Source organism: Aeromonas sp. 602396, from assembly GCF_049173735.1.
GTDB classification, from domain to species: domain Bacteria; phylum Pseudomonadota; class Gammaproteobacteria; order Enterobacterales; family Aeromonadaceae; genus Aeromonas; species Aeromonas veronii_A.
In genome coordinates this window covers 64,933-78,752 of sequence record NZ_JAAKSD010000001.1, presented here as the reverse complement: position 1 = coordinate 78,752, position 13,820 = coordinate 64,933, and the positions used below count along the sequence as shown (strand labels likewise).

14 protein-coding genes and 1 riboswitch are annotated in these 13,820 nt (G+C 58.0%); of the genes, 6 read left to right on the top strand and 8 right to left on the bottom strand.

Annotation, left to right across the window (positions count from 1 at the left end; all coding sequences use genetic code 11):
* Positions 1 to 89: 89 nt before the first annotated feature.
* Both G5229_RS00370 and G5229_RS00365 read left to right on the top strand, forming a co-directional pair.
* On the top strand, positions 90 to 812 hold the full coding sequence (locus G5229_RS00370) for a 4'-phosphopantetheinyl transferase family protein (protein ID WP_421207992.1): 723 nt from the start codon (positions 90 to 92) through the stop codon (positions 810 to 812).
* The gene (locus G5229_RS00365) at positions 809 to 1,657 is read left to right on the top strand and encodes a tetratricopeptide repeat protein (RefSeq protein ID WP_421207990.1); all 849 of its coding nucleotides are present in this window, start codon (positions 809 to 811) and stop codon (positions 1,655 to 1,657) included. Before G5229_RS00370 ends, G5229_RS00365 begins: the two co-directional genes overlap by 4 nt.
* Positions 1,658 to 1,828: 171 nt before the next feature.
* Here the strand turns inward: G5229_RS00365 and G5229_RS00360 are convergent, their stop codons facing one another.
* Entirely contained in the window at positions 1,829 to 2,071 is a 243-nt protein-coding gene (locus G5229_RS00360) for an Lpp/OprI family alanine-zipper lipoprotein (protein WP_005334342.1), read from the bottom strand.
* A 225-nt stretch (positions 2,072 to 2,296) separates the two neighbouring features.
* On the bottom strand, positions 2,297 to 2,950 hold the full coding sequence (ribB, locus tag G5229_RS00355) for a 3,4-dihydroxy-2-butanone-4-phosphate synthase (RefSeq protein WP_421207989.1): 654 nt from the start codon (positions 2,948 to 2,950) through the stop codon (positions 2,297 to 2,299).
* A 104-nt stretch (positions 2,951 to 3,054) separates the two neighbouring features.
* Positions 3,055 to 3,211, bottom strand: a riboswitch (FMN riboswitch).
* A 258-nt stretch (positions 3,212 to 3,469) separates the two neighbouring features.
* Here ribB and purU point away from each other — a divergent pair.
* Positions 3,470 to 4,306, top strand: coding sequence for a formyltetrahydrofolate deformylase (purU, locus tag G5229_RS00350; RefSeq protein ID WP_005361738.1), 837 nt, complete (start codon positions 3,470 to 3,472; stop codon positions 4,304 to 4,306).
* Positions 4,307 to 4,385: 79 nt separating this feature from the next.
* On the opposite strand, the gene G5229_RS00345 is transcribed toward purU, so the two are convergent.
* Together G5229_RS00345 and cls are read right to left on the bottom strand one after the other, a co-directional pair.
* Positions 4,386 to 5,648 carry a DUF945 family protein gene (locus G5229_RS00345; protein ID WP_421207986.1) on the bottom strand — a complete coding sequence of 421 codons (1,263 nt, stop codon included), beginning with the start codon at positions 5,646 to 5,648 and terminating at the stop codon, positions 4,386 to 4,388.
* A gap of 107 nt (positions 5,649 to 5,755) precedes the next feature.
* The gene (gene cls, locus G5229_RS00340; RefSeq protein WP_421207985.1) at positions 5,756 to 7,237 is read right to left on the bottom strand and encodes a cardiolipin synthase; all 1,482 of its coding nucleotides are present in this window, start codon (positions 7,235 to 7,237) and stop codon (positions 5,756 to 5,758) included.
* Positions 7,238 to 7,332: 95 nt separating this feature from the next.
* Between cls and G5229_RS00335 the strand changes: the two genes are divergently transcribed.
* Complete coding sequence (locus G5229_RS00335; RefSeq protein ID WP_005344183.1) at positions 7,333 to 7,875, top strand: DUF1439 domain-containing protein; 543 nt, start codon at positions 7,333 to 7,335, stop codon at positions 7,873 to 7,875.
* Positions 7,876 to 7,880: 5 nt separating this feature from the next.
* On the opposite strand, the gene G5229_RS00330 is transcribed toward G5229_RS00335, so the two are convergent.
* Positions 7,881 to 8,321 (bottom strand): GNAT family N-acetyltransferase, encoded by a 441-nt coding sequence (locus G5229_RS00330; RefSeq protein WP_216954417.1) that lies wholly within the window; start codon positions 8,319 to 8,321, stop codon positions 7,881 to 7,883.
* Positions 8,322 to 8,646: 325 nt separating this feature from the next.
* On the opposite strand from G5229_RS00330, the gene G5229_RS00325 reads away from it, so the two are divergent.
* Positions 8,647 to 9,396 carry a lytic transglycosylase domain-containing protein gene (locus tag G5229_RS00325; RefSeq protein ID WP_410489651.1) on the top strand — a complete coding sequence of 250 codons (750 nt, stop codon included), beginning with the start codon at positions 8,647 to 8,649 and terminating at the stop codon, positions 9,394 to 9,396.
* 92 nt (positions 9,397 to 9,488) lie between these two features.
* On the opposite strand, the gene aqpZ is transcribed toward G5229_RS00325, so the two are convergent.
* Together aqpZ and G5229_RS00315 are read right to left on the bottom strand one after the other, a co-directional pair.
* Positions 9,489 to 10,178, bottom strand: coding sequence for an aquaporin Z (gene aqpZ, locus G5229_RS00320; protein ID WP_421207983.1), 690 nt, complete (start codon positions 10,176 to 10,178; stop codon positions 9,489 to 9,491).
* A 274-nt stretch (positions 10,179 to 10,452) separates the two neighbouring features.
* A complete protein-coding gene (locus G5229_RS00315; protein ID WP_043851261.1) occupies positions 10,453 to 10,662 on the bottom strand; it encodes a DUF1653 domain-containing protein in 210 nt (69 codons plus the stop codon).
* Between the two features lie 387 nt (positions 10,663 to 11,049).
* Between G5229_RS00315 and G5229_RS00310 the strand changes: the two genes are divergently transcribed.
* A complete protein-coding gene (locus tag G5229_RS00310) occupies positions 11,050 to 12,264 on the top strand; it encodes a pyridoxal phosphate-dependent aminotransferase (RefSeq protein WP_005334367.1) in 1,215 nt (404 codons plus the stop codon).
* 63 nt (positions 12,265 to 12,327) lie between these two features.
* On the opposite strand, the gene G5229_RS00305 is transcribed toward G5229_RS00310, so the two are convergent.
* Positions 12,328 to 13,803, bottom strand: a complete 1,476-nt coding sequence (locus G5229_RS00305) for a YfcC family protein (protein ID WP_421207982.1) — start codon at positions 13,801 to 13,803, stop codon at positions 12,328 to 12,330.
* Between the last annotated feature and the right edge of the window lie 17 nt (positions 13,804 to 13,820).

The window sequence follows — 13,820 nt, the reverse complement described above, 5'->3', positions numbered from 1 at the left end:
CAAACAATATACAATCGCAAAAAGGACCTTTGGCCTCATAGATAACTGGCTTTTATCCCTGCTTCAGCACCTTTTTAAAGTGAAAAATCATGATCGAAACCGATCTTTTTTTGTTAAAACCAGCCAGGGTATGCCAGGCACTGCTTGCTCAATTGCCTGAATGGCTGTCAACCGATGAGCTGCATATCTGGCAAACCATGACCCATCCTGAACGGCGTCAGGAATATCTGGTGAGCCGCGCCCTGCTGCGCCAGCTGTTGTCCGAGAGGCTGCAACGCCCTGCCGCCAGCCTGCAATTTTGCAACGGCCCCCACGGCAAGCCCCGACTGCATGATGATGCTTGGCAGTTCAATCTGAGCCACTGTGGCAGCTGGCTGGTGTTGGCGCTCTGCCCACATGGGCCGCTTGGGGTGGATATCGAACTGGGCAAACGGCGGCATCATCCCCTCCCCCTGGCCCGCCGGTTTTATGCACAGAGTGAATATGAGTGGCTCTGCGCACTGCCTGCCCAAGAGCAGGAGAGTGCCTTCTACCGGCTCTGGTCGCGCAAGGAGGCGGTACTGAAAGCCCACGGTGGCGGCATAGCGGCGGGACTGGAGAAGGTGCGGTTTCTCCCAGAGGAAGGATGGCGACTCGACAACCGGCTCGATGACACCTCTTATCAGGTACAGGATTGGCCCTTTGCCAGCGGCTGGCTCAGCCTCGCAGCGGCGGCAGCCCCTGTGACCTTTTACCGGCTGGATGAGCGCTTGAATTGCCACTCGCTTAACCCCATGTTACTCAACACCCTTTCTGAAGAGTCCAACGCATGATCGTCGACATTACTCCCCAGAATTTTCACGCTGAACTTATCGATGCGTCCATGAAGAAGCCGGTCGTCATCTATTTCCATGCTCCGCAGATGCCGGAGTGCCAGGGGATGACACCGCTGATCGAATCACTGGTTGGGCCCGCCAATGAGCAGATCACCCTAGCCAAGGTGGATATGAACGATCCCCAGCTGCAGCCGCTGGCCAGTCAGCTCGGCCTGCGCGCCCTGCCGGCGCTGGTGCTGTTCCATCAGGGTCGCCCTGACGAACAGGGGATCATCGAAGGGCCGCAAGATGAAGCCACCCTGCGCCAGTATTTCGCCGCCTTCGCCCCCAAAGAAGAGGAAGAGTTGCTGGCCAAGGGGCAACAGGCACTGGCTGACGAGCAGCCCAGCACCGCCTATGCCCATCTGACCAAGGCACACCAGCTGGCTCCTGAACGTCACGACATCAGCCTGTGGCTCATTCAAGCTGCGCTCGACCTCAATCTGCTGGAGGAAGCGCAGGAGCGCCTCGGCACCATCCCGATGGCGGCGCAGGATGGCCACTTCCATACCCTGAGCTCACGGCTGGCGCTGGCCCTGCAAGCGGCAGACAGCCCGGAGCTGCGCGCGCTGGAAGCCCGTCATGCAGAACAGCCTGATGATTTTTCCCTGACTCAGGAGCTGGCGGTGCAATACAACCAGGCTGGTCGTCAGGAAGAGGCGTTGGGACTGCTGCTGGAGATCCTCAAGCGGGATTTGGCATTCGGCGATGCCAGAAAGACCTATCTCGATATTCTGGCGACCATGGGCAGCACACCGGCGGCGCAGAGCTACCGTCGCAAACTCTATAGTCTGCTCTACTGATCGGAATCGAACTGGCTGGTAATGATGGGGAGTGCCGGGAGACCGGCATGACCTCATGGGTCAAGTACGAAGAAGGTATTGTGGGAATAAGGTGCTCTGGGAATAGTGGAAATACGGTGAATTTCAGGCAAAAAAAAATGGCGCAAAACTGCGCCATTTTTTTCGCATGGATTACTTCTTGTAGGAAGTAGCCATGTTGTCGATGCGCTGGTTAGCACGCATAGCTTCTTGCTTGGCTTCAGCAACATCAGCAGCGATTTTGGACTGATCAGCACGAACTGCGCTAACATCTTGAGCCAGTTGGTCAACTTTGTTAGACAGATTCTGAACGGAAGTTTCCAGTTCGCTGGTGTTTGCACAACCGCCCAGCAGAGCGGACAGACCAACAACACCTACCAACAACAATTTTTTCATTTTTAAAGCTCCCTTGAACTCGCCAGACGTTTAGCAAGCGGCGTGATTATGGCACAAAAAAATCCTACTTTGCATAGTCCCCACCACAGATAAATGCATTAAAACCCTCATTTTTTTTTGAATGAACAGTTTTTGTCCAGATTCGTCTAAAAAATGAGTGCCGTGTGGTGAGGGCACGGACAAAGGTTAACCAAATTTTTGCCTTATTACAATTTCGTATGAGGCTCAGGCTGTACGTTCTGACAACAATTGACGATATTGCACCAGATCCTCGATGGTCAGCACCGGCATCTGGTGCTTGCGACCGAACGCAACCAGGTCTGGCAGACGCGCCATCGAGCCATCTTCTTTGGTCAATTCACACAACACACCAAACGGTTTGAGGCCAGCCAGCTGCATCAGATCGACCGTCGCTTCGGTATGACCACGGCGGGTAAGCACCCCACCGGTTCGCGCCCGCAGCGGGAAAACATGACCCGGGCGATGCAGATCACCCGGTTTGGCGCCGTCAGCGATAGCAGCGCGGATGGTGGTGATGCGATCAGCCGCCGAGACACCGGTCGTGACCCCCTGCGCCGCTTCGATGGTCACGGTAAAGGCGGTCTGGTAGTGGCTGGAGTTGGCCTCCACCATCATCGGCAGTTCGAGCTGGCGAACCCGCTCGTCGGGCAGGCAGAGGCAGACGATGCCGGAGCACTCGCGGATCATCATCGCCATCTGTTCATTGGTCATAGATTCGGCGGAGAAAATGAGGTCGCCCTCGTTCTCCCGATCTTCATCGTCGGCCACCAGCACGCCGCCTCCAGCACGCAAGGCAGACAGAGCCGCTTCGACACGGGCAACGGGATCACCGAATTCACTGAGTAGAGACTGATTCATGGTAAAACTCCTAAACAAGACAAGGACCAGAATCAGGGCATGGAAAGGCAGACAGAGACGGGCATGCAGCGGCCAGCCCACAAGGGCCAACACGGCAAGGTCTGTCTTATCCTCTTTCATCCGGACTATTACCGTCGGCTCCGGCATCTCACCGGATCTGCTGACCCCGACCCGGCAATCAGCCAAGTCGGGCGCTCGCGGGCTCCCCGAGTCAATCGGGATACCGCCGGTGGGGAATTGCACCCCGCCCTGAGAATAAGCGCAGACAGCCTAAAGAAAAACGGTTGCAGATACCAGCCAAAATCCCCCGCAGGCTGAAAAGCGTTTCAACATTGCGCCCGGGACCCGCTCTGCGGCCCGCTCGCCAGCACGAAAGACCATGACTGGCGAATTTCTTTATGGCGCGGATCGGTTTATGGCATAGTTCCCGAAACAAAAAAACAGGGCCCGAAAAGAGAGCCTGAACAACGCTGCCGGCGCAGACAGCAGCGCCAACACCACAAACGGAAAATGACAGAGATGGAAAAGAAAATACTGCTCACGGATTGCCCGGATGCCAAAGGGCTCATCGCCAAGATCACCAACATCTGCTACAAGCACCAGCTCAACATCATCAAGAACGATGAGTTTGTGGATCACGAGAATGGCCGCTTCTTCATGCGTACCGAGCTGGAGGGGCGCTTCAACGACGAGACCCTGCTGGCGGATCTGGATGATGCCCTGCCCACCGGCGCCCAGCGCCGTCTGGTCAAGGCGGGCAAGAAGCGCATCGTCATTCTGGTGACCAAAGAGACCCACTGCCTCGGCGATATTCTGATGAAGAACTACGCGGGCGCGCTGGATATGGATATCGTCGCGGTGATCGGCAACTACGACACCCTGGCCGAGCTCACCGGCAAGTTCGATATCCCGTTCCACACCGTCAGTCACGAGGATCTGAGCCGGACCGAACATGAAGAGCAGGTACGCGCCATCATCGACAGCTATGAGCCTGACTATGTGATCCTGGCAAAGTACATGCGGGTGCTGACCCCGAGCTTCGTCGAGGCCTATCCGCGCAAGATCCTCAACATCCACCACTCCTTCCTGCCCGCCTTCATCGGTGCCCGCCCCTACCGGCAGGCGTTCGACCGTGGCGTCAAGCTGATCGGCGCCACCGCCCACTTCGTGACCGACGATCTGGATGAAGGCCCCATCGTCGAACAGGACGTGATCCACGTCGGTCACGCCTTCAGTGCGGACGACATGGCCAAGGCGGGTCGGGATGTGGAGAAATCGGTGCTGAGCCGCGCGCTGGAGCTGGTACTGAACGAGCGGGTGTTCGTCTACGGCAACAAGACCGTAGTCTTCAAGTAATCCGCCCACACGGCCCATATGCAAACGCCAGAAACAACAACGGCTCCCATGGGAGCCGTTGTTGTTTCTGCGCCGAGTGTCAGAGCGGCAGATCGTTTACCGTCAACGCGCCCTTCTCCAGCTTCAGCTCGGAGGTCAGCGCTTGCTTGTCGGCCTTCAGATAACCCATCAGGGTCAGCTGATCGAGCATGGGGGCCAGTTGCGGCACCGCCTTGCCCAGCTTGTCGCTGAGGCTGGCATGCAGCACGCCGGAGAGGGCCTGCATCCCCGCGTCGCTGTTAAACAGCTGCTCCAGCGAGGTGGAGGCCAGCTTCACGTCCCCCTTCATGGTCACCGCCTCACCGTTGAGCTTGGCGCTGAGATCGGCCAGTTCAAGAGTCGCGCCACGTTTGAGCATCTTATCCAGCGCCTGCTGGATGGCGGCATCTTCAACCCCCTTGCCACCGGCGGCCTGCAGCCCCTGATACCCTTCCAGATCCAGACCGTTGAGGTTGAGCGCCAACTTGCTGTCGGTCACCGCCAGGGTGTCGGTCTCGTTCTCCAGATCCAGCTTGGCAATTTTCATCTGATAGCTGCTGGAGAGGGTCTGGGCATCATCACCAGTCAGCTGAGTCTCGGTTGTCATCCCCTGCAGGGCGACCTTGACGCTGTCAGGCAGTTGTATCGTGAGGGCCGAGAGGGTCATCTCGCTCTGGGGCGAGAGGATCACACCGCTGATCTCGGCAATGTCGGCACTCCCTTTCAGGTCGGCCAGCACCAAGTCCATCTTGCTCTGCTCTTCATGGACCGTCATCCCCTGCCAGGTCATAGTGAGGTGACCATTCCCCTCCAGATTGCCGTGGAACTCACCGCTCAGGGGCAGGAAACTGAACTCGTCCAGCCCCTGTTTGATCTTGAATTCATTGGCCCAGAAACGGCTGCTGTTACCCTGGGTCCAGAGACTGGTGACCGACTCCAGACCGAGTTCCCACTGCTCCATACCCAGTGCGGTAAAGACCGGTGCTAGCGTGCCATTATGGGTATCGAGCAGGAAGTGGCTCTTGATGTAGAGCGGCAGGATCTGGCTCTTGACCACCAGTTGCAGCTCGATGGGCTGACTACCCTCCAGCTCGCTGTCAATGGCAGCCAGCTCCTCCGGCGTCACCACGACCTTCAGGATCCCGTCACGGGTGAAGAGGTTGCTGCTGCCCGGCTGCCACTGCATGTCGAGCCCGCTCTCTTTCTCCACCTTGGCGATCTGCTCCGCCATGATGTTGTCGAAGCTGTTGCCCGTGTACCAGCACGCAGCCAGACCACCACCTACCAGTGCCGCACCCACGGCGAGGGCCACTATCTTTTTCATATATCCATGTGTCTCCAGGGAGTTGTCACTGCACTCTACGGGGCGGACTCGGGGCTAGGCAAGTCCAATCAGATGGCGAGTCCACTTTCTTGCGGCTCGCCACAACATCACAGCAAGGGGCTGAAGAGATAGAAGATGTTCTCCATCGCCTTCTTGTACCAGGGGCGCGCTTGCCACCTGGCCAGGGTCATGGGGGTGGCTTCCGCCATGTACCCCTGTACTAGCCGGGTCATGTGGGCCACGAACGAGGGGTTGTCCACCAGCAAGGTCACCTCGAAGTTGAGCCAGAGGCTGCGCCGGTCGAGATTAACCGTCCCCACCAGGGCAAAGTCGTCATCCACCAGCACGCTCTTGGTATGGAGCAGGCCGGCATCATAGCGATAGATCTCCACTCCCGCTTCCAGCAGCTCCTCCATAAAAGCATTGCAGGCATAGTTGGCCATAATGGAGTCGTTACGGGCCGGCAATACCAGCTGCACCTGCACCCCACGGGCCGCTGCCGAACTGAGTGCGGCTGCCAACGGATCGTCCGGGACAAAATAGGGGGTCGTCAGCACCAGATGGCTGCGCGCCTGGTAGATGGCCAGCAGCAGGCTCTGCTGAATACAGTCACCGCCGACGAAAGGGCCTGACGGGATCAACTGGGCGCGGTAGTTGGTCTGGGGCCAGGCTTCCGGCTCATGCTGCAGACTGTCGAGCAGCCGCTCGCCGGTCTCCACCTCCCAGTCCCAGACGAAGATCGACCACATCAGCGGCACCATGGGTCCCTGCACCCGGATCATGATGTCGACCCACTGGCCAACCCCGGCATCCTGCTTGAAAAAACGGGGATCCACCATGTTCATGGAGCCGGTATAGCCGACCTTGTCATCGATCACCACCAACTTGCGGTGCATTCGCAAATCCTGCCGCTGGAACGGAATGCGCCAGGCGCCGACCGGCAGCACCTCCACCAGCTTGACCCCCGCCTTGCGCAGCTTTTTCGGCCACCCGGAGCGGAAGAAGTGCTTGCTGCCCACCGAATCGAGCAACAAACGACAATCCACGCCGCGCAGCGCGACTTCCATCAGTGCTTCACACACCTCGTCGGCATCACCGCCGGGGTGCCAGATATAGAACTCCAGATAGCATGAGAGCGTCGAGCGGCGAATATCCTGAGCAATCTCATGCAGGATCTGGTCGGGTTGGCTGAGCAGAGTCATCCGGTTACCGGAGAGCATGGGCATGGCCAACCGCCCCTGGATCAGATCGTGCAATGGTTGGGCCTTTTCCCCCACCTCGCAGCAATGCTGTGGGAAAAGGCGGGCCAACTGACGAATCCAGATAGCGTAAGGGCGATACATGGCCTGTGCCCGCTCGGCGCGGCGGCGCCCCAACTTGATTTCACCAAACAGCAAGTAAAAGCCGACGCCGGCAAACGGAATGGCGTAGATCAGCGCCAGCCAGGCCAGCGACACCCCGATGGGGCGGCGTTTCATCACTACCCGAAACGACACACCCGCGACGATAACGGTATGAAAAAGCAGTAGCAGCCAGCCCAGAAAGCGGGAGAACAGCAGGTGGAGATCATGTTCCAGACCGTTTAGCAACGGTAACTCCTTTTCATCAACAAACAATGGTCGGCAGATCCTGCCAGTCAGGAATGGTATGCTGTAAGGCAAATCCATTCTATCAGGTTGCCCCCATGATTCTGCAATCCATGCTGCTCAGCCTGGCCATGCTAGGTCAAGGCTCATATGACATCAATGAGCAGCAGATCAATCAGTACCTGCAATCCCAGGTGCAAGTCGACAAACAGCTGGAGCTGCCCGGCATCATAAAGGCCCATGTGAAGCTGGAGCAGAGCGATGTCCAGATTGGCCGTCAACAGCCAGACACCGCCCGAGTCTATGGCAAGGGCAAGCTCAAGATCGCCCTGCCCGACAATACCGAATATGACGCCCGCCTGCAGATGACCTATGAGGCAAGACCCCGCTATGACAAGAGCCAGAGCGCGCTGTTTCTCGACAACATGAAACTGGTGGAGTACAAGCTGGAACCGGAGGCGGCAGAGAGAAAGTTCGGCATGATGCTCGGTATGCTGCTGCAGAGCATGGAGAAGCGTCTTGAGAGCAAACCGGTTTACCGACTGGATGACAAGGATCCGCAACAAGCCTGGCTGAAAGAAAACCTGCTGGGGCTGGAGCTGTCACCAGGCAAAATCCACCTGCTGACCAGACCCCGCTAGCCCGCTCAATTCAGGAGGGGCTGGGTGGTATCCCGTACCAGCAGCTCCACCTGATAACCCTGCTGCTGCTGTTGCTCATAAAGGGAGAAGAGTGACCCGCTCAATTGGTTGAGGGAGATATCGGCAAAACCGGCCTTGAGATAGAAGGGTTTCTCGAAAGGCAGTACCTGACAGACTACCGGTTTGTCCTCCAGACCGTGACAGGCGTGCTGCAACAGCCGTGAACCCAATCCCAGCGACTGGTAGTGAGGCAACAGACGAAAGCCGCACAGATGATAAAACTCCTCCTCGTCCCGCAACCGAACCGCCCCCACCAGCCAGTGAGCATCACGTACGACAAAGACCCGCTCTGCCAGATCCGGCACATAGTGGGAAAAAGTCGTCTCGTAATAATCCTTGATGAGAGAGAGATCGGCGTCACAGTACTCCTCGAAGATGAGTTCCATCGCCAGCATTCCTGACACAAAAAATTCCTTTATAATCAGTAGATAAGATAGATTGAAACTAACTAGCCAGACCAGCTTACACCAGCAAGATAGCATGCCTTTTATTAACAAAAAAGCGAGCATGCTGGAGCACTTCCCTAAGACGCTTATGACCATTAGCTACCGGAAAATTCCACCTTTTGGCGCCTCTCCTGGCCATACTCCGGCATCCCCCCGTCCCTCGGTCAAATCCCCCCTCCACTTCACAACTCCCTGTTTGTACGCTTGTTCTGCACTCGCCATGGTGCTTTACTCAACATGATGATCCAGGGAAGGAGTGTGACGGTTGAAAGCATGGATGCTGGCAGGCCAGATGGTGTTGATCCCCTTGAGTGGATGGAGCCAGACGCCCCCTCCCGCGGAGGTGGTCTTCCTGACCGCAGCCCCCTCTCCCTTGCGCCCGGTCAATCATGCTGCGCCCGCCCCACAACCCGAAACCGCTCAAACGGCGGCAACCGCCGCTGGCGGCAAGAAGCAGATCCAGGTCTATAAATCGGTGCAGCAAAACGGGGTGGTACGCTACTCCGACATGGCGCCCGAACAGGGCCATTACGAGCTGCTGCTGTTCAACGACTGCTTCGCCTGCGACCCCAAATCCAGCGTCAACTGGCAGACCACAGGGCTGTTTCTCTATGACTATGCCAGCACCATCAAGGCGGCCGCCAAAACCTATCAGGTTGAGCCTGCGCTGATCCGGGCGCTGATCCATGCGGAATCCGCTTTCAATCCGCTGGCGGTCTCCCGCAAGGGGGCGATGGGGCTGACCCAGCTGATGCCCGCCACAGCGCGGGAGCTGGGGGTCGGCAATGCCCTGCTGGCGGAACAGAATATTTTCGGCGGGGTGAAATACCTAGCGGGACTGCTCAAGCAGTATGACGGCAACATTGCGCTGGCGACCGCGGCCTACAACGCCGGGGCGGGCGCCGTACAAAAACATGGCGGCATCCCACCCTATGCGGAAACGCGCGCTTATGTGGAGCGCGTCCAGTTGCTCCACCTGCGCTACAAAGAGATGCTACAGGCTAAAGGGCTCTGAGGTTAGCCTCGGCTAATGCTCTTTTCTCGCCCCTCCAGAAACAAAAAACACGCCCGCAGGCGTGTCGATACCACACTTTGTTTCGCAAATGATTACTTCTGCTCAGTCGCCACCAGGCGATAAGCCAACGCACCCAGAATGGCACCGACAATCGGGGCAACCCAGAACAGCCACAGCTGGCTGATAGCCCAGTCACCGACAAACAGCGCAACACCGGTACTGCGAGCCGGGTTGACCGAGGTATTGGTCACCGGAATGCTGACGAGGTGGATCAGGGTCAGGCACAGACCGATGGCGATCGGTGCGAAACCGGCAGGCGCACGGCTATCGGTGGCGCCCATGATGACGAACAGGAAGAAACCGGTCATCACCATTTCGCATACGAGTGCGGCAGTCAGACTGTAACCACCCGGAGAGTGCTCACCGTAGCCGTTGGAAGCAAAACCGGCAGAGAGATCAAACCCGGCCTGACCGCTGGCAATCACGTAAAGCACGGCAGCGGCGGCAATGCCACCCAGCACTTGCGCCACGATATAAGGCAGTACACCGGATGCAGGAAAACGACCACCCGCCCACAGACCGACGGTGACGGCCGGATTGAGGTGGCAACCGGAGATATGGCCGATGGCAAACGCCATGGTCAGCACGGTCAGACCGAAAGCCAGCGAGACCCCCAGCAGACCAATCCCGACGTGAGGGAAGGCTGCAGCCAGCACGGCACTGCCACAACCTCCCAATACCAGCCAGAAGGTTCCCAAAAACTCTGCTGCAACAGGTTTCACTGTATGTCTCCCGATAAGATGAGATAAAAAGGCCCGCAAAGGGGCCATGCGTTAACACGCGCAGCATTATGGGAGCAGCAATAGCCGATGCGAACCCGGTTACCAGTCGCCAGAAAACGTGACTCAAGTCACAATTGGTTGATTAATAGAGATATTTATCAGTAGCAAGCCACACAGAGGCTGTTGCCAACAAGGAGCCTCATGCGACAACTTATGACTCCAAAGGCCTGTTCTGTCTATTTGTTGATCAACAATTCAGGGCCACACCAGCGGATCACTTGATCGGCGAAAAACGGCTGACCACCTGACCCTGATGCTCAATCCACTCCATGAACATGGCGACTGGACGGGCATAGACGGCGCCATCCTGTTCCGACTGATAGATCACCAGCTGCTCGCCTGTCTCGGTATGGCTGGCCAGGGTCAGCACCTGATAGTAGCCCCCCTTGAAGTGACGATAGCGACCGGGTGTGGGTGCATGCATGGGATACCTCTGCAGATAGAACAGGACGGGAAAGGGGAAATATGCGCTGGCCAGTGCCAGTTGTATCAGCTTTTTCTCGTCGGAAATGACGATGAAGAGGCTTTTTTACACAAGCCAATCGTGCCAGAGAGCGTGAAGATTTCAACACAGTAGAGTAGCTTTGTTAATCACTCCCCCATCTTTCACTGGTGAACCTTGCCAAGTACAAACGATCGTGCTGAATTTAACCTTTTAATAACTCTGTTTTGGGGCTAAAAATCAGGAATATCTACTAAAAAGAAGATTGTTCTAGCATTCAATTCTGTGAAGAATAGGGGAAAAGATATTTGATACTAAAAACCGCCTTTTTCGCCAACACGTCCCTGTGGGGAAGGAATCACTGTCACCATGTTCACAATCGACAAGTCGCACAAGCTCGATGATGTCTGCTATGACATCCGCGGCCCGGTGCATAAAGAGGCTCGCCGTCTCGAAGACGAAGGCCACCGCATTCTCAAGCTCAACATCGGCAACCCGGCCCCGTTCGGCTTTGATGCGCCGGAAGAGATCATCAAGGATGTGATCCTCAACATGCCGCTGAGCCAGGGCTACTGCGACTCCAAGGGGCTCTTCTCTGCCCGCAAGGCGGTGATGCAGTACTACCAGCAAAAAGGGATGCGCAAGGTCGATATCGATGACATCTATATCGGCAACGGCGCCAGCGAGCTGATCGTGATGGCGATGCAGGCGCTGCTCAACAATGGCGACGAGATGCTGGTACCCTCCCCCGACTACCCGCTCTGGACTGCTGCCGTCACTCTCTCCGGTGGCCATGCGGTGCACTATCGCTGCGACGAAGGGGCTGACTGGTATCCGGACCTCGACGACATCCGCGCCCGCATCACCCCGCGCACCCGCGGCCTAGTGCTGATCAACCCCAACAACCCGACCGGTGCTGTCTACGGCAGCGAGTTCCTGCTGGAGGTGATCGAGATCGCCCGCCAGCACAACCTCATCATCTTCGCCGACGAGATCTACGACAAGATCCTCTACGACGATATCTCCCACACCAGCGTCTGCACCCTGTGCGACGATGTGATGGTGGTGACCTTCAACGGCCTCTCCAAGGCCTACCGTGCCTGCGGCTTCCGTCAGGGCTGGATGGTCATCACCGGTCCCAAGGGCCGTGCCCGCGGTTATATCGAAGGGCTGGAGATGCTGGCCTCCATGCGGCTGTGTGCCAACGTGCCGATGCAGCACGCCATCCAGACTGCACTCGGCGGCTATCAGAGCATCAACGAGCTGATCCTGCCGGGCGGCCGCCTGCGCAAGCAGCGGGACAAGGCGTGGGAGCTCTTGAACGAGATCCCCGGGGTCTCCTGCGTCAAACCCAAGGGGGCGCTCTACATGTTCCCGCGCCTTGATCCCAAGGTGTATGACATCCGCGACGATCAGAAGATGGTGTTCGACCTGCTGCAACAGGAGAAGCTGCTGCTGGTGCAAGGCACCGGCTTCAACTGGCCGGCACCGGATCACTTCCGGCTGGTGTTCCTGCCCCGCGAAGAGGAGCTGGAAGATGCCATCGGCCGCCTAGCCCGCTTCCTCAAGGGCTACAAGCAGTAAACAAAGCCAATGAAAAAGGCTCCTTACGGAGCCTTTTTGTTATCCGTGGTTTTATCCGTGCCATCAGCCGTGCAACAGAGCACCGGCCACCAGCACCGCCATGGTGATGAGGGCCACGCCGATGATAAAGGGCAGCACCCAGCGTACGAAGCGATCATAGGGGATCTTGGCGAGCGCCAGCCCCGCCACCAGATGGGCGGCGGTGGGGGCAAACAGATTGATCCAGCCGGAGGCAGACTGATAGGCCGTGATCACCAGATCCCGCGAGATGCCTGAGAAGTCAGCCAGCGGCCCCATCAGCGGCATGGAGACAGTCGCCAGCCCCGAGGTGGAGGGGATAAAGAAGCTCAGAATGATGTGCACCAGATAGGCCATCAGGATGAATACCGACGACGACAGTCCACTTACCAGCCCCTCGGCCCAGTGCAAAATGGTGTCGATGATGACGCCCTGCTCCATCACCACATAGATGCCACGCGCCACCGCCACCACCAGTGCCACCCCGATGAGATCCCGAGCGCCGCTCAGGAAAGTCGCCACATAGTTGGACTCCGGCATCCGGTTGATCAGCGCGATCAGGATGGAGGCGCTGAAGAACAGGGTGGATAGCTCGTCAAACCACCAGCCAAAGGTGGGCAGCACGTCGATCCCCAAGTCCGACCAGGGCACCACCGCATAGATCATCAGCAGGAAGGTGCCGAAGAAGACCAGCATGGTGAGCTTCTGCTTGCCGGTGAAGGCGAGGTTGCCGCTCTTCATCTGGGAGAACTCGTCGTCATAGGCGATGTCGGCCAGCACGGAGCGGGACTTGTCCTGCTGCACCTGCTTGGCATAACGCATCACGTACCAGGAGGCGAAGATCACCAGCAGCAGCCACTGGATGACCCGCAAACCGATCCCCTCGCCGATGGGGATACCGGCAAAACCGGAAGCAATGCCGGTGGCAAACGGGTTGACGGTGGAGGCGAGCACCCCGACCCCGGAGCCAAGCAGGATGATCCCTGCCGCCACCATGCGATCGAAGCCCGCCGCCATCATCACCGGCACGATCAGCGCCCAGAAGGCCACCGTCTCCTCTGCCATGCCGAAGGTGGAGCCGCCGAGGGCAAACAGGGCGATCAGCACCGGGATCAGCAGCCGCTCGCGACCGGCAAAACCGCGCACGATGGCCCCCACCCCGGCATCAAGCGCCCCGCTCTGCATGGTCACCGCAAGAAAACCGCCGATGATGAGCACGAACAGCGCCACATCAGCGGCCTTGTGAAAGCCCTGAATGGGGGCCTTGAGCACATCGAATATCCCCTGCGGATGAGAGGGCAGCTCGGTGTAGCTACCGGGCACCGGCAACAACCGCTCGTCGCCGCTGTAATCGGCCACGGCCGCTGCCGCCACCGGCTGCTGGGTCTTGGCGGTGACATAGTCATATTTGCCCGCTGGCAGCACCCAGGTGAGGCCAGCCATCAAGGCGATGATGATAAAAAGCAGGGTATAGACAGTGGGGAGTTGGCGCTTCTTGGGCGCCTCGTTTGGAGTGGTCATAGCTTCCGTACCTCGGC

Bases quoted from the DNA above. Each gene is read 5' to 3' on its own strand.
- G5229_RS00335 (WP_005344183.1), top strand. From the start codon at position 7,333: ATGATTCTGCAATCCATGCTGCTCAGCCTGGCCATGCTAGGTCAAGGC.
- G5229_RS00360 (WP_005334342.1), bottom strand. From the start codon at position 2,071: ATGAAAAAATTGTTGTTGGTAGGTGTTGTTGGTCTGTCCGCTCTGCTG.
- ribB (WP_421207989.1), bottom strand. From the start codon at position 2,950: ATGAATCAGTCTCTACTCAGTGAATTCGGTGATCCCGTTGCCCGTGTC.
- G5229_RS00330 (WP_216954417.1), bottom strand. From the start codon at position 8,321: ATGGAACTCATCTTCGAGGAGTACTGTGACGCCGATCTCTCTCTCATC.
- G5229_RS00305 (WP_421207982.1), bottom strand. From the start codon at position 13,803: ATGACCACTCCAAACGAGGCGCCCAAGAAGCGCCAACTCCCCACTGTC.
- G5229_RS00345 (WP_421207986.1), bottom strand. From the start codon at position 5,648: ATGAAAAAGATAGTGGCCCTCGCCGTGGGTGCGGCACTGGTAGGTGGT.
- purU (WP_005361738.1), top strand. From the start codon at position 3,470: ATGGAAAAGAAAATACTGCTCACGGATTGCCCGGATGCCAAAGGGCTC.
- G5229_RS00365 (WP_421207990.1), top strand. From the start codon at position 809: ATGATCGTCGACATTACTCCCCAGAATTTTCACGCTGAACTTATCGAT.
- G5229_RS00315 (WP_043851261.1), bottom strand. From the start codon at position 10,662: ATGCATGCACCCACACCCGGTCGCTATCGTCACTTCAAGGGGGGCTAC.
- G5229_RS00370 (WP_421207992.1), top strand. From the start codon at position 90: ATGATCGAAACCGATCTTTTTTTGTTAAAACCAGCCAGGGTATGCCAG.
- G5229_RS00310 (WP_005334367.1), top strand. From the start codon at position 11,050: ATGTTCACAATCGACAAGTCGCACAAGCTCGATGATGTCTGCTATGAC.